The organism is Streptomyces sp. NPDC005963 (assembly GCF_040638655.1).
Taxonomy (GTDB): domain Bacteria; phylum Actinomycetota; class Actinomycetes; order Streptomycetales; family Streptomycetaceae; genus Streptomyces.
Window position 1 is genome coordinate 58,184 of record NZ_JBEXVD010000033.1, and the last position, 18,960, is coordinate 77,143.

Here is an 18,960-nt window from a genome sequence, read left to right on the forward strand (position 1 = left end):
GGCCGACCGGCCTGAGCTCCACCCGCGCCCGCCGCCCCGCCACCACGGGCGGCGGGCGCTTGAACGTCCACGCCACCGACGACATGGAGGGTTCATCGTGCTCATCCCCCGGCCCCGCCGCAGGATCGGCCGCCCGCAGCCCACCAACCCCGGCTCCCGCTACCCGCCGCCCCAGCGGCGTCTTCCCAGCTCCTGGAGCAGGTGATGGCCGACCAGGACCAGGATCTGGTCGACGTCGACCCGAACGACCCCCGGCGGCGGCTCGATGCCGGTCTTCCGGTGGAAGCAGGCCGGACGCAAGGAGCTCGCGACCCGCCGCCAGCTGCGGGACCTGGGGCTGCGCCCCGGGGGGCAGGAGCCCGTCGCACGGATCGAATGCCGTGGCGGCAAACGCTTTGCGTGGCTGTACCAGATCGACCTGGCGAAGCCGAAGATCCCGATGACGTTCGCGAAGGAAGTCGCGCTCGACAAGGCGATGGCCGCGCGCCAGACATGCCCCGGCCCCTGCGGCCGGCGCTACTTCATCTGCCTCCCGCTGAAGACCTTGGGGTCCTGCCTGGAGTGCTACGACGGCACGCCCGCTGACCCCGCCACATACCCCGCTTCCCTGGCCAAGCACCTGCTGGCCGCCTGATCCGAGAGGACACCAGCCCATGACCACCGTCGTCCGCGCCTCCGCCTTCACCGAGCCCGACCGGCCCAAGCACCTGCTGGCCGCCTGATCCGAGAGGACACCAGCCCATGACCACCGTCGTCCGCGCCTCCGCCTTCACCGAGCCCGACCGGCCCAAGGGCCTGCTGATCCGGTTCGTCACTACCGGCGGCAGCTACGTCGACGTCACCGGCCACGGCAAGCACGCCGAGGACAACCGCTGGGCCTGCCTCGGGTGCGGCGACGCCTCCGCCCGCCCGGAGCAGGGCTACCTGTTCCGTATCCGGCCAGACGCCAACGACCACGCCACCGCCTGCCGCGCCATCCCGCTGAGGTGACCGCCCGCCGTCTGCGCGCTGTCCTGCTGCTCGCCGCGGCCGCCCCGCTCACCGCGGCGACGGCCGCCGCCGTGCTCAAGGCCGGCCACCTCAAGCTGTACGCGGACCGGCACCGCATCGAGATCACCGCCCAGCCCCGGCCGGGCTGCCCGCGCTGCCACGGCGAGGGCGGCTGGTGGACCGACGGCGCCTTCCCCGAGATGGAGGCGTGCGGCTGCTGGTCCGACCGGCGCGAGATCCGCATCCGGCTCCTGCCCGTCCCGGCCTGGGACGAGCCTCCCTTCTGAACACCGCCGCCCCCGGCCAGAGACCGGCCGGGGGCGAAAGCGCATCACGGGGCGACCGCAGCATCGGCAAGAGGCCGGCCGCCCCGCACACCCCACCCCGAACACCGAGATGAGGAGCACACCCAGCATGACCGATCGCCTCCGCGCCATCGAGGGCCTCGCCCTGGCCGCCGCCCTGACCGCCGTCTTCGACGGAGTCCACAGCTTCGGGGACCAGGTCGTGCAGAACTCGCACGACGCTTCGACCAAGGGCATGCACGGCTCCCACCTGGTCTACAAGAAAGACGGCTCCCCGGTGGAGGAGAACCCGTGGCGCCACGGCAAGGAGGGCCGCACCTGCACCGCCAGCGCGTACGGCCGTCGCTCGGTGAGCCGACACGTCGCCAGCTACTCCGCCGTGCAGCTCGCTTCGACGCTCGCTGTCACCCGCGCCGTGGGCTACCGCGTCCCCGCGGCCGCGCTCCTCACCGGCGCCGCGATCAACGCGCTCACGCACGGAATCCTGGACCGGCGAGACCCGCTGCTGTGGCTTGCTGAGAAGGCGGGCAAGTCCGGCTACATCGAGCACGCCACGGTCGTACGCAAGCAGGGCGGCGAGGGCACCGCGTACCCCGAGCCGGTGCAGGACGTCTCCGGGCCCGGTACGGCGCTGATGGAGCTGGACCAGGCGGCCCATCGACTGATCGGCGTGGCGGCCGCCCTGGTCACCACCTGGATCACCCTGCGCAAGGGCGACCGCCGGTGACCTCCGCCGCCCGCACCCGGCTGGAGCGCGTACGCGCTTCGCCCGGGATCGCGAAGCTCGCCGTCCAGCAGATCGAGGACGAACTGGGCGGTCCGATCGACGCCGAGTCCTCGCCGGGATGCTGCGCGAACTGTTCGACGAAGCCTTCCCGCAGGACGGCGTCCTCGACTCCCCTGCTGCGGTCGTAGCTGCCTGATCTGCACGAACAGAAAAGGCATCCTCAAAAGATGCCAAACGCTTGAAGCGCATCCTTTGAGGATGCATTATTAGTTGCGAGGGGGGCGCCTGCCCCCGCACTTCCAACCAAGGAGCTTGTCTTGAGCAGCCAGAGCATCTACGCCATGAAGACCATCGGAGCCGTCGAACTGGATCTGTCGGTCTCCAACGGCGCGATCAACGTCACCGTCGACCCCCACGCCGACCACGGCCAGGTCCGGGTACACAGCACGGCGGACGAGGGCGCGGTCGCCGACGCGGTGAACGACACGAAGTTCACCGAGCACGGCAACCAGCTCACCGTCTCCGTCCCCGACGACATGGTCGGCGGGACCGGAGGCACCAACGTCGTGCAGGTCGGCGGCTCCACCATCAGCTTCAACGGCGGCAGCGTGGTCAGCACCGGCTCGATGACCGGCGTGACCATCAGCGGCGGTGACATCTGGGTCGGCGGTCAGCGCCTCGTCTCCAATGGCCAGGTCGTCGCCGAGCAGGGCGCCAAGGTCGGCGCAGGGACCGGCACGATCACCGTCGACGTCATCCTCCCCGCAGGGTCCTCGCTCGCCGTGAGCACGAAGAACGCCGAGACGACCGTGCGCGGCGACCTGCAGATGATTCGCTTCGACGCCCGCAACGGCTCGCTGCAGGCGGGCGGCGTGAAAGTCCTGGAGGCGGAAACCCACAACGGCTCGGTCCTGGTCGACACCGTCGACCAGGAGCTGGAGGCGTCCACGCACAACGGCTCCATCTCCGTCGGCGCCTACAACGGCCGCCGCGGCTCCGCCCGGACCCACAACGGCGACGTGACCGTCAGCGCCACCCCGGCCGCCTCCGGCAAGCTCGCCGCCCGCACCCACAACGGCAACATCCAGGTGCGCGGGGCCGGCCACCTGGACCTCAAGACGTCCACCCACAACGGCCGGGTCTGGTAGTTCCGCCCCGGGGCGGCCGCCTCTGGCGCCAACCTTCACCGGCCGCCCCGGGCCTCCCATCCCGCTCCAAACGGAGCGGGGGGCAGAGACATTGTCCCTCGTATTCCACCTGGAGCCAGCCATGTCCCCCCGACCCGATGAGCAGGCCCGCGCCGAACTGCGCGACCTGGTCGCCCAGGCCAATCAGCGCCGCAACGAAGAGCACGAGCGCGTAGAGACCGAGTTCTGGCAGGCGATCGACGCCCTGCAAGGCCGCTACCACGGCGCCCAGCAGGACATCGCCGACGCCTTGGACGTCAAGCGCAACCAGATCTTGAGGCAGACCAAGCGCTACCGGCCCGCCGACCAGCCCGCCGACAACGACTGAACCTCCAGGAGCCGTTCCGGCCCCGCACTGCCGGGCCGGGGCGGCTCCACCGTTTGCGCCCCACGGCGACCTGACGGGCTTCCCCGCCGCCCTGCCCCCGAGGACAGGACGGCGCGGTGGCCCCTCACACACCAGACACGGAAGGAGCTGGACGTCATGCCGAACCGCAGGTTCTTCGAGGTAGACGTCCCGATACACAACGCCGCCAACCCGGCCCTGCGGGGGCTGCACGTCTTCACCGGCGAGGCGGACTCCCCCACCACGGCCCTGCGCCGCGCCCACGAGGTGTACGAGGCCGCGCTCGCCGCACAGCAGGCCGGCCTCGACATCCCAGGCGAGCAGCCGGACAGCTGGGGAGCGCGCGGGCTTCGGCCCGGCTGGGAGCTGGACTGGCCCGCCGCGAAGGCCGGCCGCTGGCACAACCCGCTCAGCTGCACGCACCGCAGCGACTTCGCGCTGTAGCTCCGCCCCGGGACAGGCGACAAGGCGTCCAAACCAACCGCCTGCCCCGGGCCTACCCACCCCGTACGAGACGAGAGAGGGAGATCCCAAGTATGGACCCCGTCACCCGCGTTGCGTCCCCGATCGGGCAGCGCGCCCTCATCATCATCACCCTCGCGGTCCCGCTCACCGGCTGGACCGTTCACGCGCTCACCCTTCACCGGCGCCTCGCCGCCGAACGCCGCGACCCCCTCACCGGAGCCCAGCGCCGCGCCGCGTTCGAGCGCCGCGCCCAGCGCCTGCTCGCCCGCCACCGGCACGACTCCCTGGTCTGCCTGGTCGACCTCGACAACTTCAAGGGCCTGAACGACAGCCGCGGCCACGCCGCCGGCGACAAGGTCCTCGCCGCGACCGGCGAACGCCTCACCCGCTGGGCCGGACCGCACGGAGTCATCGGCCGCCTGGGCGGGGATGAGTTCGCGGTCGCGACCCGTGTGGACACCCGGGCCGGAGACGAGGCGATGGAGCAGCGCCTGACGGAGCTGATGGGCGTACTGCACGAGCCCGTGCCCACCGAGACCGGGCCCCTCACCGTCGCCGCGTCGGTCGGCACCGCCGTCCCCGACTACCTCGGCATCCACGCGCTGCCCGCCCTGCTGCGCGGCGCGGACGTCTCGATGTACCGGACCAAGCACTCCGGCCACTACGGCTGGGCGGAGATCGAGGACCTGGAGACGCCCACCGTCAACGGCCGCCGCGCCGGCCGCCCCGGCACCGCGCTGGAGCGTGCCGCGTGACCGCCGACCTCGAAAGCGGCGACTGGATCCGCGGCATCACGATCCGCCAGCCCTGGGCCACCTGCATCCTCGCAGGGAAGACCCCGGAGAACAGGCCCGCGAACTGGCCGTGGCGCGGCTGGGTCCTCATCCACGCCGGGAAGGCGAAGCCGGACCCCGCCCTGCTGCGCGACCCGCTGGTGGCCACCGCGATCCGCGGCCGCGAGCTCCACCGCGGCGCGGTCATCGGCGTCGCCCGGCTCACCGACTGCCACCCGGACCAGGGCCCCGAGCGGTGCACCAGCCCCTGGGCGCAGCGCAACGTTCACCACCTGGTCCTCGACGACGTCCACGAGCTGCCGCTGCCCGTGCCCGCCACGGGCGCGCTCCCGGCATGGAAGCCGACGCAGGACCTCGTGGACCAGGTCCTCCAGCAGCTGCCCCACCTGCGGCCGTGACCCGCAGAAGCCGCAGCTGCGACCCCGCCTGAACCCCTCCACCCGGAGGCCCCAATGAGCAGCACACCCCAGCACGGCACCGACCACACCCTCGCCTACCCCGAGCCGCCGGCCTCGCCGCTCTGGCACCGGCGCGGCACGAAGGCCCGGCCGCTCACCCCCGAGGAGCAGCGGCGCAACCGCGAACTCTTGGTTCTCGCTCAGCACACCCCCCGACCCCGCTCCCGCACCACCAAGACCCGGCCGGAGGCCCGCTCATGACCTCTCAGACGCACCTCGCCATAGACGGCTACGTCGACGCCATCCCGGCCCCCGGCACCCGGTGGGGCACCGCGACGTTCGACCTGATCCACTCCCCCGCCGACGCGGACCGGATCGCACCCGACACCCCAGACACGGTGTACGCCTGCACCACCGGCGACCCGCGCATCGCCCACGCCCTGCTGAACGAGATCCAGCCCGGCGACCTCCTGCGCGTCACCGGCACCGTCGCCCAGCCGGACGACCCGACCGCCCTGGCCCTGCTCATCGTCGACGCCATGGAGGTCCTGGAAGCCGCCCCGGCCCCGGTCCTGTACGACCTGGTGCTGGAGCGGTGGGGCGGCTACGCGGCCGTGTTCGACGCGGACCGGGACACCGTGCCGGTCTTCACCGCTGCCGGAGCCTGGGTCGGCGAGGCCGCCAACCCCGACGCGATCCTCGACCTGATCGACACGTACGAGAACGGCGGCGACACGCGATGACGACCGCCGCCGCGCCGCGCACCGTCCTCGAACGCTTCCCCGCCGGCCACCCCCGCGGCTCCTGGCCCGCAGACGACTACGCCGCCGCCCAGCGCGCCCAGGGCATCGACGCCCAGGTCGTGATGGACCTGGCCGCCGACCAGTTCCTCGTGGTCAACGACCACGCCCCTGGCAAGTCCTGAATGCCCCGCCCGCAGACAGGCCCGGGGCGGCCGCCGGCTACGAGCCCGGCCGCCCCGGCGCCCCTCACCTCACAGAACGGAACCGCGATGCTCACACAGCTCTGGGTCGGCACCTACCACGGCGCTCACGACGGGGATCGCGTCACCGTCACCACCACCCGGGACGGCACACAGCCGATCCCCTACAGCCTGGAGTGCACCTGCGGCTTCTCCCAACGCCACACCGACCCCGCACACCTGGACCGCGTCGCCTGGCGACACACCCACCCCACCCTCTGGGGCCGCTGGAAGCGCAGGGCCAGGGGGCTGCTGCGCTCCGCCCGAGGTCTACGCGCGACCGCCGCCTGAGACCGACGAACAAGAAGGCCTGTACTCCCAGCGAACGTCGCAGGGAGTACAGGCCTTCTTTGCGTTCAGGGGCGAGACGTCAGCGGAGCTTGATTTCCAGCTCCTTGACCTTCCCAGCGCTCGACACCTCAGTACGAGAACGAAGGACGCACGCAACGACGTGCTCCTACACGCGGCGACGAAGAGTCGGCATTCTCCTCAGCTTGTCCTTTAACCTCGGCGTTCGATGAGGCGGGCGAATGCCTCTGTGGGCCAGCAGAGCCACTCGAGAAGAGGGTGAGCGACCACGAAGTAGTGGGCGCTGACCTGGCCGCGCGGCTTGTCGAGGATGCGCGGGGCTTCATCACGGTAGATATAGCGGAGGTAACGGCGGCGGATCGGCGCTCCGACTACCAGCAACGCTGGTGAGGCCACGAGGATGCCCAGCGATATGAGGGCCTTCACGCCCTTGAGCCTGGCTCTCTCGGCTCTCGTTTCATATCGCATGTGCTCAGTGTGCTGATCCTCGGCGTCGTCTGTCAGCACCCTGGCCGACACTGCGATCGCAGCCCTCACGCTCATCACTGGAGCTCTCCCGGTGCTTCTACGTCCAAGCCGTGCGGCCCCTGTTGGACGAGCATGCTCCCGGGATCGTGCATCGTGCTGCCCGTCTCGGCAGCGGCTCAGAGGCACGCACCGACTGTTTACGACACGGGAATGAGGGCCGAAGTCTTCGATGGCAGATTTTTTGGCCGCAGTTTGTCCGTGTCGTCGTTACTGGGTCTCTTGTGTCAGCGCAGGATCTCCACCTCGGGGTACTGGCCGCTGGGGTTGTCGAAGAGGGTGGTGGGCCGGTTCTTCAGGTGGACGTCAAAGAAGGCCGTGATGGTGGCGCGTTGGGCCGCCAGGGATCGGTGGGGGTCGATGGTGCCGATGAGCTCGGAGGCTGCGGGGATCTTCATATGTGGAGTGAGCTGCGGAAAGATGACCTGCAGGTCGGAGTAGGAGCCGTGTTTGGCCTTCCGTAGGTGGAGTGCGTGCTTCCAGCCGGTTGAGGCTGCCCAGAAGGACTTCCAGCTGGCGTTGTTCTCAAAGGTGTTCACATCGGAGGTCATCAGCAGGAACGGTTTAGCGACACCGGTGCGGACGACCGGGCCGTGGAACCCGCCGTCGAGGTTTGCCGCCGCGCTGATGCGTGCGTCGTCGTGGGCGAGCTGGGCGGCCACGGAGCCGCCCAGTGACTGGCCGTACATGCCTATGCGGGAGAGGTCCATCGCCGTGGGAAGCCCGGCCGGAAGGGGCTTTTTCTCGGCGTCGGGGTTGCGCCCGTGCGCCAGAGCGTCGATCTGTGTCAGGACGAACCCGGCGTCCGCGACGCGTGCGCGGGAGTGCTTGTCCAGGAGCTTCTCGATGACCTTGGGGGTGAGCTTCTCGGGCAGAGGGGTGTTTCGTACGACCCGGCCGCCGGGGAACTCGACCTGATCCACCTCGTAGGTGGGATCGATGGTGACCACGACGTAGCCCTGGCTGGCCAGTTCCTCGACCAGCGTGGTGCCGAGTGCACGGTCGCCGCCGTCCCCGGAGGAGAACAGCACCACCGGCAGCTTCCCGGCCGGCCGGGCGACCGGCGCACCGATCCTCGCGTGGGTCTGGATTCCCCGCCAGTCCACCGCTCCGGACCTGACGGTCAGGAGGGGTGCGGAGCGCTTGTCCCAGTCGGCCGCAGCTGCGGAACCCAGCCACGGGGCGACCGGGAACTTCCCTCCCCGCTCCGCCGGGTACCACACGCTGACCATCAACTCCCGAAAGGGCTTCGACGGCACCAGGGGGTCGTGTCGCGTCCGGTCGACCAGGTGCAGGTTCACCGTGCCGATCGGCCGGTGCCCGGTGGGTGCGGGCAGCGACACCGGACGGCCCGTCGCCGACGGGTTGGGAGTTGCGGTCGGCTTCGCGGCGGGCCGCGTGGGGGAGTTGGTAGTGGAGCAGGCGGTGCCGGCTGTGGCGAGGACGGCGGTGGCCGCCGCAGCCCTCAGGAGTTCCCTCCGGGCGGGCCGTGAACGGGGGGCGGTCGGGTCGGTCGGCATGGATCGGCTCCTCTAGTCGTCGTCCGGATGCGGCTGAAGAAGCCTTTCTGTTGCGGCCCGGCCCGGGACACCTGCCGGAGGACGTTCTCGGCGTGCATCGGCGGAGCGACATCCCGCGATCTTCCTCCGCGAGGAGGACACGGCTGTCGCACCACGGTCGTACGGGGCCGCAGGCCAGCCGCCCTCTCACCTGGGCGCATGTGCTGTGGTGAGCGGAGCTGCATACAACCTCAGGAGGAGGCCGCTCCTCCTTACGGTGCAGGGCCCGCGGTGAGGTTCATACGGCGGTCTCACGTTCCCGCCCGGGCCAGAACGTAGCTTCGGGCAGCGTTACACCACCGTGTGTCAGGAGAACGACGATGATCGAAGCCAAGTCCTTGACCAAGCGCTACGGGGAGAAGACCGCCGTGGCCGGTCTTAGCTTCACCGTCCGGCCGGGAGTGGTCACCGGTTTCCTCGGTCCGAACGGGGCTGGGAAGTCCACCACGATGCGGATGATTCTCGGGCTCGATGCGCCTACCTCCGGGCAGGTCACCGTGGGTGGGAAGCGGTACGTGGACCATCGCGCACCGTTGCATCAGGTCGGGGCGATGCTGGAGGCCCGTTCCGTACACACCGGCCGATCGGCTTTCCACCACCTCCTGGCACTGGCGGCGACCACGGGCATCCCGCGCCGCCGGGTCGAGGAGGTCATCGACCTCGTCGGCCTGCGGCAGGTGGCCGGGAAGCGGGTCGGCGGATTCTCCCTCGGCATGTGTCAACGACTCGGCATCGCAGGCGCGTTGCTCGGCGATCCGCACACAATCATCCTCGACGAGCCGGTCAATGGCCTCGATCCCGAGGGTATCCGCTGGATACGCAACCTCCTGAAATCGCTGGCCGCCGAAGGGCGTACCGTCCTTGTCTCCTCACACCTGATGGGCGAGATGGCGCTGACCGCGCAACACCTCATCGTGATCGGACGGGGCCGGCTCATCGCCGACACCTCGGTCGAGGAGTTCACCGGGCGGGCCTCCCGGAAGACGGTGTCGGTGCGGACCGACGAGGCATGGCGTCTCGGGCCGCTGCTGGCCGGTCCGGGCGTGAGTGTCACATCCGGCGCGGACGGCGGGCTTGAGGTCACCGGCATGAGCTGTGAGGGGATCGGCCGCATCGCAGCCGAGCACCGCATCGCCCTGAGCGAGTTGACGTCGCACCACGCCTCGTTGGAGGAGGCATTCATGGAGCTGACCGATGACGCGGTGGAGTATCGAACCACCAGGAGCAAGGCATGAGCGTGGAAACCACCCCTCGTCCCCAGGTGGCACCCGGCCGGATCACCCAGGGCCGTGTCCTGCACTCCGAGTGGATCAAGATGCGCAGTGTCCGCTCGACCCGCCTCACCCTGGCCTTCGCGGTGGCGGCGCTGGTCGGCCTCGGCCCGCTGATTGCGTTGTTCGCCCCCGCGCAGGGCCTGGATCCGGTGGCGATCAGCACGACCGGCTACCTTTTCGCACAGCTCGCGGTCGGTGCCTTGGGCGTCCTGGTGGTGAGCGGGGAGTACAGCACTGGCATGATCCGAGTCTCGCTCACGGCGGTGCCGCGGCGCCTGCCGGTCCTGTGGGCCAAGACCGCGGTGTACGCGGTGGTGACCTGGGTGTCGATGACCGCGGCGGCCGTGGCCGCTTTCCTGCTCAGCCAGGCGATCCTGGCGTCCCGGGGGCTGGCGACCGCGTCGCTAGGTGACCCCGGGGTGGCGCGGACGGTACTGGGCAGCGCCGCCTACCTCACCGTCCTCGCGGTGCTGAGCGTGGCGATCGGGGCGCTGACCCGTGCGACGGCGGGCGGCGTCGCCGCCATCCTGGGGATCCTGCTGGTGCTGCCGGTACTCACCCGGGTCCTGCCCTCAACCACGGCGGACACGGTGGCCCGCTACCTGCCGGGCAACGCCGGCCAAGCGATCTTCACGCTCCACCAATCGTCCGCTACGTTGTCGCCATGGGCGGGCTTGACAGTCTTGTTCCTGTATGCCGGAGTGGCCCTGGCGGGTGCCGCATTGATGCTGCGACGACGGGACGTTTGATGAGCGCGGCGCCACCGACGGCCAAGGAGCGGGATGCTGGCGGGGACCAGTTCGCCCCCGTGTGCTCGGCGGCGAGAAAACTGTGGCGGTTGGCGTCCGGGCTGCCGCCCGCGATCTGGGACGGGCTTCTGGCGGCACTCCTGTTCATGGCAGTTCTGGGGCCCAGCCGCCAGGAAGGCCCCCAGGGGCTGCTCATCCAGGCGGCCCTCTTGCTGCCGCTGGTGTGGCGGCGCCGGGCGCCCTTCATGGTCTTCTGTGTCATCACCGCCGTGGCGTTCGCGCAGTGGCTGATCGGTGTCCAGTTGCCTGCCGACGTTGCGCTGCTCGTCGCCCTCTACACGGTCGCCGCGCACGCGGACTGGCGTCGTCTACTGCCGGCCGGCGTCGTCATGGCGGTGGCCGTCCTGATGGCGGCGGCTCGCTGGGCGCCTCCCGGCCGGGTCCTCGCCTCGGTGGCTGCCATGAGCGCCATGGCCGTCGCAGCCGCCGTCCTAGGGAACAACATGCGCACCAAACGTGCGTACGTGGCATCCCTGAAAGAACGGGCGGTGAACCTACAGCACGCGAACGCTCAGGAGGCGCGGCTGGCAGCGGCAGAGGAGCGGGCCCGTATCGCCCGCGAGATGCACGACATCGTCACCCACAACCTGTCCGTCATCGTCGCGCTCGCCGACGCTGCGGTCTACACGCGGCGCGGTGGGTCTGACGAGACGGTCATGAGCAGGATTTCGGAGACCGGTCGGCAGGCATTGACCGACATGCGACGCTCCCTCGGCGTCCTCCAGGCCGACGAGCCCGATGCACAACGCCACCCCGTCCCCGGAATCGCCCAGTTGGAAGCCCTCGCCCAGCACATGCGCGCCGCCGCGCTGCCTACCCGTCTGACCCTGGAGGGCGACCCCACCGCGGTGTCCACCGCCGCCCAGCTGACCGTCTACCGCCTGGTGCAAGAAGCCTTGACCAACACTCTCAAGCACTCACCCCGCGGCACCCAAGCACAGGTCCGCGTGGTCTGCGCCGCACAGACTGTCACCGTCGACGTCACCGACGACGGCATCACCACGCAACCTCTGGTCTCCCCGTCTGGACACGGAATCGCCGGCATGCGTGCCCGCGCGACCGCCTACGGTGGCTCCCTTACCGCCGGTCCACTGCCCACCGGGGGCTGGCGGGTCTTCGCCCGCCTCAACCTCGACCCGACCGAGGACGGCGCGGCATGACGATCAGCGTCCTGCTCGTCGACGACGAGTCACTGCTACGGCTGGCGTTCCGCATGATCCTCGACGCCGAACCCGACATGGACCCCGTCGGCGAGGCGGCAGACGGCTCCCAAGCCCTCCAACTAGCGCGCCAGCTACGCCCCGACGTCGTCCTGATGGACATCCGCATGCCCGGCACCGATGGCATCGCGACAACCCGCCGGATTGCGCAGGAACTCCCACACACACGGGTGCTCATCCTGACCACCTTCGACCTCGACGAGTACGCCTTCGCCACACTTCGCGCTGGAGCATCCGGCTTCCTGCTGAAGAACTCTCGCCCCGAGGACTTGCTCGCCGGGATCCGCAGCGTGGCCGCAGGCGACGCCGTTGTCGCCCCGCGTATCACCCGCCGCCTGCTGCAGACCTTCGCTCACCAACTCCCGCACAGCGCAAGCCCGGACGATGACAAACGCGCGGGCCGCCTGACCGTACGCGAGCGCGAAGTACTCGTCCACGTTGCGCAGGGCCGGTCCAACGCCGAGATCGCCGTCGCTTTACATCTGGCCGAGACCACCGTCAAGACGCACCTGAGTCGCATCTTGATGAAGCTGGAACTGCGCGACCGCGCCCAGGCCATCGTCTTCGCCTACGAAACCCGCCTCATTCAACCCCCGTAAGACACCGCCCGAACCAACTGCCGAGGGAACGAGCATCAGCAGGCGAATTGCTACTGAACAGGTATTTCGCCGATATTCATACGCCGTGCGCGGGGCCCGACCGGAAAGCGGTGGCTTTGTACGTGGACTCGACACCGGATGTCATAACGGTTGCCCCCGGTTGCGGCAGAACCTGGTCGACGAGTTCCGGCACCACTCGCTCGCAGTGACACGGCGCGGTTCGAACGCTCGATGGCCTGCGGAAACGGTGGCCTTCAACTGGTGCACGGACGGCCCGGGTGGTGCTGGACCTCGTCGACGTTCCGACCCGGTCATGAGACCCATACTGTGTCGGACCTTGCCTGCAAGTGGTGTTGCTCATCCCGTACTGAGCCAAGGCGGGGCCAGACCCCACCGTCACCGGGCCTGCCCCGACCCGAGCCTCGCAGGGGGTCCTCCAGACCTTGCCCTGCAATGGCAGGCGTGGCCAGAACACGAAAGGTTCGTACAGTCCGTGATCCTGTGGCGGGCCGATAGCCTCGTCGACGATCAGGCGACTACTCGCCGCATCATTGTCTGCAACCACAGACAGGCTCGCTATGCACTGGGCGCCATCACCCAGGTGTCGCGGGTGAACCGAACTCCGGGCCAAGTGTGGCAGGCCCCTCAGACCTGGGCGATCATCAGAACTGCACCAGTGAAGGAAATCGGGCAAATGGCCAATTTCTTCTCAAAAGTGGCTGGCTAGAAGGCGGCGTACGAGGCCGATCTCAAGGGCATTGGTATGAAGTGACCTTCTGGCTCCTGACAGGCCGCCAGAAGCCCGCACAGGAGATTTGGCCCCATCGATGAGCCGTGGAGAGCCCCAAATGAGTGAGGACCGGGTATCCAGTCGGGTTGCTCCACTCCCCCACGTTTACGACACCGCACCCTTCGGCTGCTTGGTGGCAGAGTCCCTCCCCACGACTCGTCTGCTCCGTCGCCAGCCTGATTGGCTCTGTTGTCCCGGATGGGCCGGGAGTACATCTTGGCTCCGTACTAGCCCGAAGCGAGCTCTGTCCTGCCCTCACCGACGTGACAGACGCTCCGTGCCGCCTTGGCCTCCGTAGATTTGGAGAGGCTAAGGCGGTTGCGGTGGCCCTCAGTACCCATCCCGGTGAGGCGCACGAGGAGGAAAGAGCAACCCTCGGCGCGCACCCCACGCCCGCGTCGCCCGTGGCTGCGCCGGAACTTCGGTCACTACGAACCTGGGCTGGCACCATCAAGCCCCGCGGCCGCGTACATGCTTCCCCAGCGCCGCCTGGTTTTTGGTTGCTCCGGTTCGCTGACACTGACGGCTCCGGCGTCGGCAAGGTCTCTGACGAGAATGAGCGTGACGGTGAGCGGATAGTTCAGTTCCTGCGCGATCTCGATGATCGTTCTTGGTTCTCTGCAGAGACGACAGATGCGTTGCACGTCCGGAGGCAAGCGGGGAATCCCGCTGTCGTCGTCTGTAGCGGTGACGACGGAATCGACAGGCAAAAGGTCAGCGGTCAACGGGGGGAAAACCTCTCGCGACTCGGGCCCATGCTTAGACCGGCGCCGGCGAGGTAGGGGCGGTCTCTGCGTGAGGTGAGTACCCACGAGACCGCCCGCGTCTGATCCCTCTCCCCCATGCCCGTCGTCGGACATCGCCGCTCTGAACCAAGATGCCGCGTCAGCTGATTCACCGGCCTCATGGCTGCGTTGGTGAGCACCGACGGTGTGGTGCAGAAGATGCTCGGTCGCTGTGCCGAGCCTCTCAAGAGCCCCACGCAGGTACACGATGTCGTGGTGAGGACGTTCCCGCAGGGCGACTTTGAGAATCCATTCAGCATCTTGATGACTGGCTGTGGCCAAGATCGGCGGTACTTCGGCCAAGAGCCGGATACGTCCCACCGCCGCCAGTACCTGGTAGGCGTCGGATTCGCTGCCTGCCTCGCGGAGCTTGGACACGATGAGCAGGACTTCGTCGGGATCCCGTGAGCGGCCGACCGCTGTGATGAGCTGTCCGGCGTCTCCGTGGCGCTCGTCTGTCCGCAGCTGGGCGATGAGGAAGGGCATGTCTGTAGGGCTGCGTACGGTCCCTGCGGCGATGAGAAGGAGATCGGCCTCCGCATCGTGAGCGACGTTCCGCAGCGCATCCACAGTGACTAGCACGTCCATAGGCCGCAGTTCGTGTGCGGTCTTGGACAGGAAGTCTGCAATGTCGGCGCCCTCTGCCCGCCGGGACTTGATCTCTTCCACCGTCGCGCGGGCGACAGCCTCGTCCGAGTTGTTCGGGGAGTTCCCACTGGTAGAAGGGTTGTCCAGGTGTAGTTCATCAGCGAGGCGTTCCAGACGATCCGCACCATCATCCAGATGCCGAGCAGCCTTGAGCAGAGCAACGTCGATGTCGTCGGCAGGATTATCGAACACCTCGCGATAGTGAGTTGGAGGCACCCCAGAAGCGTTGGCACTCTTACCCCGCAGCAGCTCAAGCTCTTGGGTCAGAGCCCGCACTTGCTCGGCTGCCGCCTCGGCGAGCCGGTCGGCCTTGTGACGCTCGCTGCGAGCTCGCTCCAACTCGGACTCCGCAGTTGTCCGCTGTTGTTCACTACGCCTGAGGCGCTCTCGTATCTGCGCGGTCTGCTCCGGCACTGAGGTGCGCAAGCGATCGCGCTCCCGCGTCAAAGCAGAGATATTCCTCTGCAGCCCATCCACCATCGTCAACAGCAACAACACCAAGTGGTTCGCGCTGCTTCGCTCCTGCTCCACCTCGGCGGCGCGCTCCATCGCGCGCATCAGCTTGTCCGACAGTTCCAGAGACCGCTGCTGCACCCGCACGAGCTCCGAGGCAGACTCCTCTCTCGCGGGCCCGCTGATGAACTCCCCCGATACGTAGCGCTCCTTGAGATCCTTCACCTCCTGGAGGAGCTGCGCGCGGCCAGAGGCGTCGCGCGAGCATGCGTCGGCTACGGCCTCGATGAAGTCCTGGCGCAGACCCACTCCAGCTAACCGCTGAGACACCGTCGACTTTGCTGGTACGCGGCCATCGGTGAAATGGTCCGGCCCCCACATATCCAAGAGGTCGTCCACGCGCATGCCAGCCGTATCCAGCCAGCCGCGTAGTAGCACCGCCAGATCGTTGGCCTGATCGTCCGGACCTTTGAGTGGCCCCCACGGACGTGTCCGTCGGCTTCCTCCGGACATCTCATCTCCCCACATCGAACAGACAACTGGCCGTTATCCAGGTTTGTTCAGACGAACCTCGAACAAGTGGACCGGGCCATCCCAACAGACGGAACGTGGTGAGCGCGGGTCGTTGCGACAACGAGCCCGGATGGTGCCGTCACCGACGGCGTCCACCAGCACCAAACTTCAGGAGCATCCGATGCCCACTCCAATGCAGAGCGTCCTTGAACTGCTCGCCCGTGGCCTACTCACCGAACTTCCGGCGCAGCTCGTTGCCGCGGCACTAGTCGCTGCCAGTGCCGCAGCACTTCGTTCCTGGCGACGACGGGCTGCGGAGACTCAGAAGAACACTGCAGACCGTTGACCACTTGGGCACCGGACCTCCCGGTGCCCTACAGAAGGACTCCCACAGCTCTTAGGGACGCTAGAGGCCGGTCGCACGCCCGCGCTCCTTCCGATACGAGTGGGCATTCGCTGCGGTACGCAATCCCGGTCGCGGGGCCTGGCGGAGCGGAACTGACGTGACTGATCCGCAGCGGAGAAGGCTGGGCGGTGTCCCTTGATGCCAGAGCAGACATCTGAGGTGACGGAGAGGCACAACCGAAACAAGTTGTCTCAGGGCGGAGTACCCGCCACGTTCTTGCGAACGGCACTCGGCTCCGGACGGCACACCCGAGGAAAGCCCGCATTCGCTGCACCCGATACGCCTGGAGCCTGAAGCAGGGTTCTCCACTCCGTTCCTGCTGGATCAGGCCTCGTCCGACCGGCCCTGTTGTCCGCGGACAACAGGACCACTCCCCCACTCCGTAGTCGAGATGTTGTCCGCGGACAACAACCGGGACCTGTGCCCATGTATGTCGGTCTCCAGCGCGGGCGCGGGGCTGTTAGGCCATCGACCTGCCTAGCTGCGCGGGGCTTGAGTCGTCGCCTCCCCCGCCTTGCGGAGGGGAAGAGAGCGACAAGGCTGGTTCTGGAAGGTCGCGGAACCCTTCCCGCTGGCCCATGCTCAGGCCTGTCCGCCGACGGGTCGCTTTTATTGATCGGATGGCTCGTCCTGTGGGGGCGCTGACGGGATGTGTGACCGGCCTGTGCCTGCAGCGCTGACAGCGCCGGCTTGCCTTCAACAAGGGCCCACAGGGTTGGGAGGCTAGGCGAGCAGCCTGGCAAGCCGGGTGGCTTTACGCTCAGGTGTTCCGGGCGGATTGCGGGGATACTGAGGGTCGTCAAAGGGACAAGAGGAACAACCAGACGAGCGCCAGGAGTCTGCGGCATTCCGGTAGGCGTGCGCGTTCGGCGGGGTTCAGGTCGATCAGATCGAGGAGCGCCTCCACTTTGAGAGGTGGGCCTTCCCAGCTGGCTCTGTGCTCGGTGATCTCCGCTAGCTCGAAAGTGCGGTCGCTGAGGCCTGAGTCTTCGAAGTCGACGACCCTCACACGGGAGCCGTCCCACAGATAGTTGGCAAGGGTTGCCGTCCCCTGGACCGAGGACCATCGGGACATCTGGCGTGTCGATTCGGTCCACGCCGGAACAGGCCAGCTATTCAAGGCCGCCGTGCAGGGACTGACGCACCTCACCGCTGACGTTCCGGGGAATCAGCTGTACCCAATCGTGGATCTGGTTGATGAGTCCCTGCTGCTGACGAAGCCGGACGGGAATGCCAGCCAATGCCTCCATAGGAACTGCGGCATACAACTCGTTCAATGCCGCCGCCAGAGCCTTGAGTTGTCGATCGGTGAGCGGCTCGCCCCGCAGCGGATCACCCGGCAGGCGCGGCATCACTATCTCTGGATTCACCGCCTCAAGGTCAGCGCCATAGGGCCGAGGGGCCAAGCCCGGTGCGTACTCCATGAGCAACGTCAGCGCACGCCACTCCCGCATGCACTCCTCACGCTCCTCGCTCCGGAACTTCTTGATCACGATGTCTGACCGGAGTTCGACAGCGTGGGTACTCCACGGAACGGATGCCATAGACGAGATCCTCCCTAAGACTGGACACACTCATGGCTGACGACTTCGCGGTGTTCCTGGAGGCAGTACTCCGCGCGGGGCGACCCGCTAAAGGGAGCAGTTCGTAGTCGGCAACGTTCGGGTCTCGTGCCATCGAAACGTGTTGTCCGCGGACAACAGCTCGCCCTTCTTCCGGTTCGGGAAGGACCTATTGTCCGCGGACAATACGGTCCACTTCCCCCACTCCCTCACCAGGTTGTTGTCCGCGGACAACAACCGAGGGTCCGACGGGGAAGCCGAGGCAGGACCTTGTACCGGAGTTCCACGGGCCTGGCCGACTGCATGAATGCACATCGCGGGCGTCGGAGTTTCGGGAGGCCACTCCCCTGTCCCCGTCAGCGTCACCTGGGCTTTGCGTACCAGGTCGCCTGCTGGTTCATGGACTAGGTCGAACTTGATGCCAACGTCTGCCGCGCGTGGATGCGGCCGCGCCCCGAACTGACGAGGCTAGCCACCTATTGCGCCAGAACACCTGGGCACCATCGATGACGACGCGATTCCTCAGGCCCTGGAGGGGCGCCGTCGATTCCCGAAGCCGGCCCCTCCGCCGCTTCTGGCAGCTGCCGCCGGACGGAACCCGACGGCACCACCCCGAATTGTCTACGAGTCCCCGGCCCTGCAGATGATCAAGAATGGCAGAGCCCTTGGTTCGCTGAGACCGAAGCCAGAAACGGCCGGTTCGTGGAGAGACGGCTCCGACGAGGAGCGCGATAGCCGTCCGCAGAGAGACCACCAGTAGTCCGGGCGAGGCACCGATCTGTTGTCCGCGGACAACAAGAGCTACTCCCCCACCCACGGTCGGCGTGTTGTCCGCGGACAACAACCCGACTCTGTGCTGACTTTGCTCTGCTGCATGGTGGTGGTCTCAAGGGCTTAGTGGTCGGCGCTGGAGGTCTGTCGAGGGTTGACGTGAGAGTTCGGGCCGTGCCGAGCCGTGCTCGGCGATCTAGCGTCACGTCAGCAACGTTTGCCCTGCGGTATGCGGCGTGCCCTGACTGAATTCCGCACGTCAGCCTGGACCGTGCGTCCGACGACGAGTCACGCATCCAGTTGTGCACGGATGAGCGTGTCGAGTCGCTGCCATGCCGGGGATGAGGCGTTGATCGTTCCCTGGATGAGGGCAGGGATATCGGAGGCTGCATCCAGCTCGGGCGGTTCCTCGGGTCCGTAGCGTTCCCGGGTCGCCTCGGCGATCCGGCGGGCGAGGTCGTCGACGCGGGGATCATCGGCGTCGAGGTCGTGCGCGTGGTCGTAGTCGAGGAAGAGCTGCCGCAGCGCCGGATCGGCCAGGGT

Annotated in this window: 23 protein-coding genes and 1 pseudogene; 18 read left to right on the forward strand and 6 right to left on the reverse strand. The window is 68.0% G+C overall.

Annotation, left to right across the window (positions count from 1 at the left end):
- Positions 1-265 precede the first annotated feature (265 nt).
- From ABZ348_RS30580 to ABZ348_RS30645, 14 genes are all read left to right on the forward strand, one after another.
- Positions 266-634, forward strand: coding sequence for an RRQRL motif-containing zinc-binding protein (locus ABZ348_RS30580; protein WP_358938545.1), 369 nt, complete (start codon positions 266-268; stop codon positions 632-634).
- 107 nt (positions 635-741) lie between these two features.
- Positions 742-990 (forward strand): hypothetical protein, encoded by a 249-nt coding sequence (locus tag ABZ348_RS30585; RefSeq protein WP_358938546.1) that lies wholly within the window; start codon positions 742-744, stop codon positions 988-990.
- A complete protein-coding gene (locus ABZ348_RS30590) occupies positions 987-1,277 on the forward strand; it encodes a hypothetical protein (RefSeq protein ID WP_358938547.1) in 291 nt (96 codons plus the stop codon). Before ABZ348_RS30585 ends, ABZ348_RS30590 begins: the two co-directional genes overlap by 4 nt.
- 127 nt (positions 1,278-1,404) lie before the next feature.
- A complete protein-coding gene (locus ABZ348_RS30595; protein ID WP_358938549.1) occupies positions 1,405-2,022 on the forward strand; it encodes a hypothetical protein in 618 nt (205 codons plus the stop codon).
- Positions 2,019-2,210, forward strand: coding sequence for a hypothetical protein (locus ABZ348_RS30600; protein WP_358938551.1), 192 nt, complete (start codon positions 2,019-2,021; stop codon positions 2,208-2,210). Before ABZ348_RS30595 ends, ABZ348_RS30600 begins: the two co-directional genes overlap by 4 nt.
- Positions 2,211-2,339: 129 nt before the next feature.
- Entirely contained in the window at positions 2,340-3,170 is an 831-nt protein-coding gene (locus ABZ348_RS30605) for a hypothetical protein (RefSeq protein WP_358938553.1), read from the forward strand.
- A 121-nt stretch (positions 3,171-3,291) separates the two neighbouring features.
- The gene (locus ABZ348_RS30610) at positions 3,292-3,537 is read left to right on the forward strand and encodes a hypothetical protein (protein WP_358938555.1); all 246 of its coding nucleotides are present in this window, start codon (positions 3,292-3,294) and stop codon (positions 3,535-3,537) included.
- A 156-nt stretch (positions 3,538-3,693) separates the two neighbouring features.
- Positions 3,694-3,999 (forward strand): hypothetical protein, encoded by a 306-nt coding sequence (locus ABZ348_RS30615; protein ID WP_358938557.1) that lies wholly within the window; start codon positions 3,694-3,696, stop codon positions 3,997-3,999.
- Between the two features lie 92 nt (positions 4,000-4,091).
- The gene (locus ABZ348_RS30620; RefSeq protein WP_358938559.1) at positions 4,092-4,775 is read left to right on the forward strand and encodes a GGDEF domain-containing protein; all 684 of its coding nucleotides are present in this window, start codon (positions 4,092-4,094) and stop codon (positions 4,773-4,775) included.
- Complete coding sequence (locus ABZ348_RS30625) at positions 4,772-5,212, forward strand: hypothetical protein (protein WP_358938561.1); 441 nt, start codon at positions 4,772-4,774, stop codon at positions 5,210-5,212. The genes ABZ348_RS30620 and ABZ348_RS30625 overlap by 4 nt, the downstream gene beginning before the upstream one ends.
- Positions 5,213-5,266: 54 nt before the next feature.
- Positions 5,267-5,473 (forward strand): hypothetical protein, encoded by a 207-nt coding sequence (locus tag ABZ348_RS30630; protein ID WP_358938563.1) that lies wholly within the window; start codon positions 5,267-5,269, stop codon positions 5,471-5,473.
- Positions 5,470-5,955: a hypothetical protein gene (locus tag ABZ348_RS30635; protein WP_358938564.1), complete on the forward strand. Its 486-nt coding sequence runs from the start codon at positions 5,470-5,472 to the stop codon at positions 5,953-5,955. Before ABZ348_RS30630 ends, ABZ348_RS30635 begins: the two co-directional genes overlap by 4 nt.
- On the forward strand, positions 5,952-6,137 hold the full coding sequence (locus tag ABZ348_RS30640; RefSeq protein WP_358938566.1) for a hypothetical protein: 186 nt from the start codon (positions 5,952-5,954) through the stop codon (positions 6,135-6,137). The genes ABZ348_RS30635 and ABZ348_RS30640 overlap by 4 nt, the downstream gene beginning before the upstream one ends.
- An 87-nt stretch (positions 6,138-6,224) precedes the next feature.
- Positions 6,225-6,485: a hypothetical protein gene (locus ABZ348_RS30645; RefSeq protein WP_358938568.1), complete on the forward strand. Its 261-nt coding sequence runs from the start codon at positions 6,225-6,227 to the stop codon at positions 6,483-6,485.
- Between the two features lie 210 nt (positions 6,486-6,695).
- On the opposite strand, the gene ABZ348_RS30650 is transcribed toward ABZ348_RS30645, so the two are convergent.
- Together ABZ348_RS30650 and ABZ348_RS30655 are read right to left on the reverse strand one after the other, a co-directional pair.
- On the reverse strand, positions 6,696-7,040 hold the full coding sequence (locus ABZ348_RS30650; protein WP_358938570.1) for a hypothetical protein: 345 nt from the start codon (positions 7,038-7,040) through the stop codon (positions 6,696-6,698).
- Between the two features lie 215 nt (positions 7,041-7,255).
- The gene (locus ABZ348_RS30655) at positions 7,256-8,548 is read right to left on the reverse strand and encodes a hypothetical protein (RefSeq protein ID WP_358938572.1); all 1,293 of its coding nucleotides are present in this window, start codon (positions 8,546-8,548) and stop codon (positions 7,256-7,258) included.
- Between the two features lie 359 nt (positions 8,549-8,907).
- On the opposite strand from ABZ348_RS30655, the gene ABZ348_RS30660 reads away from it, so the two are divergent.
- Genes ABZ348_RS30660 through ABZ348_RS30675 form a run of 4 tightly spaced genes read left to right on the forward strand, consistent with a single transcriptional unit; the run spans position 8,908 to position 12,489 of the window.
- Positions 8,908-9,822, forward strand: coding sequence for an ABC transporter ATP-binding protein (locus ABZ348_RS30660; RefSeq protein ID WP_358938574.1), 915 nt, complete (start codon positions 8,908-8,910; stop codon positions 9,820-9,822).
- The gene (locus ABZ348_RS30665) at positions 9,819-10,610 is read left to right on the forward strand and encodes an ABC transporter permease (protein WP_358938576.1); all 792 of its coding nucleotides are present in this window, start codon (positions 9,819-9,821) and stop codon (positions 10,608-10,610) included. The genes ABZ348_RS30660 and ABZ348_RS30665 overlap by 4 nt, the downstream gene beginning before the upstream one ends.
- Entirely contained in the window at positions 10,610-11,830 is a 1,221-nt protein-coding gene (locus ABZ348_RS30670) for a histidine kinase (RefSeq protein WP_358938578.1), read from the forward strand. The genes ABZ348_RS30665 and ABZ348_RS30670 overlap by 1 nt, the downstream gene beginning before the upstream one ends.
- Positions 11,827-12,489, forward strand: coding sequence for a response regulator transcription factor (locus ABZ348_RS30675; protein WP_358938580.1), 663 nt, complete (start codon positions 11,827-11,829; stop codon positions 12,487-12,489). The genes ABZ348_RS30670 and ABZ348_RS30675 overlap by 4 nt, the downstream gene beginning before the upstream one ends.
- Before the next feature lie 1,218 nt (positions 12,490-13,707).
- On the opposite strand, the gene ABZ348_RS30680 is transcribed toward ABZ348_RS30675, so the two are convergent.
- From ABZ348_RS30680 to ABZ348_RS30695, 4 genes and pseudogenes are all read right to left on the reverse strand, one after another.
- Positions 13,708-15,570, reverse strand: coding sequence for a DUF742 domain-containing protein (locus tag ABZ348_RS30680; protein ID WP_358938582.1), 1,863 nt, complete (start codon positions 15,568-15,570; stop codon positions 13,708-13,710).
- A gap of 1,313 nt (positions 15,571-16,883) precedes the next feature.
- Positions 16,884-17,159, reverse strand: coding sequence for a hypothetical protein (locus ABZ348_RS30685; RefSeq protein ID WP_358938584.1), 276 nt, complete (start codon positions 17,157-17,159; stop codon positions 16,884-16,886).
- Positions 17,160-17,196: 37 nt separating this feature from the next.
- Positions 17,197-17,577 carry a hypothetical protein gene (locus ABZ348_RS30690; RefSeq protein WP_358938586.1) on the reverse strand — a complete coding sequence of 127 codons (381 nt, stop codon included), beginning with the start codon at positions 17,575-17,577 and terminating at the stop codon, positions 17,197-17,199.
- Positions 17,578-18,705: 1,128 nt separating this feature from the next.
- A pseudogene (locus tag ABZ348_RS30695) lies at positions 18,706-18,960 on the reverse strand (MerR family transcriptional regulator); the annotation flags it as partial.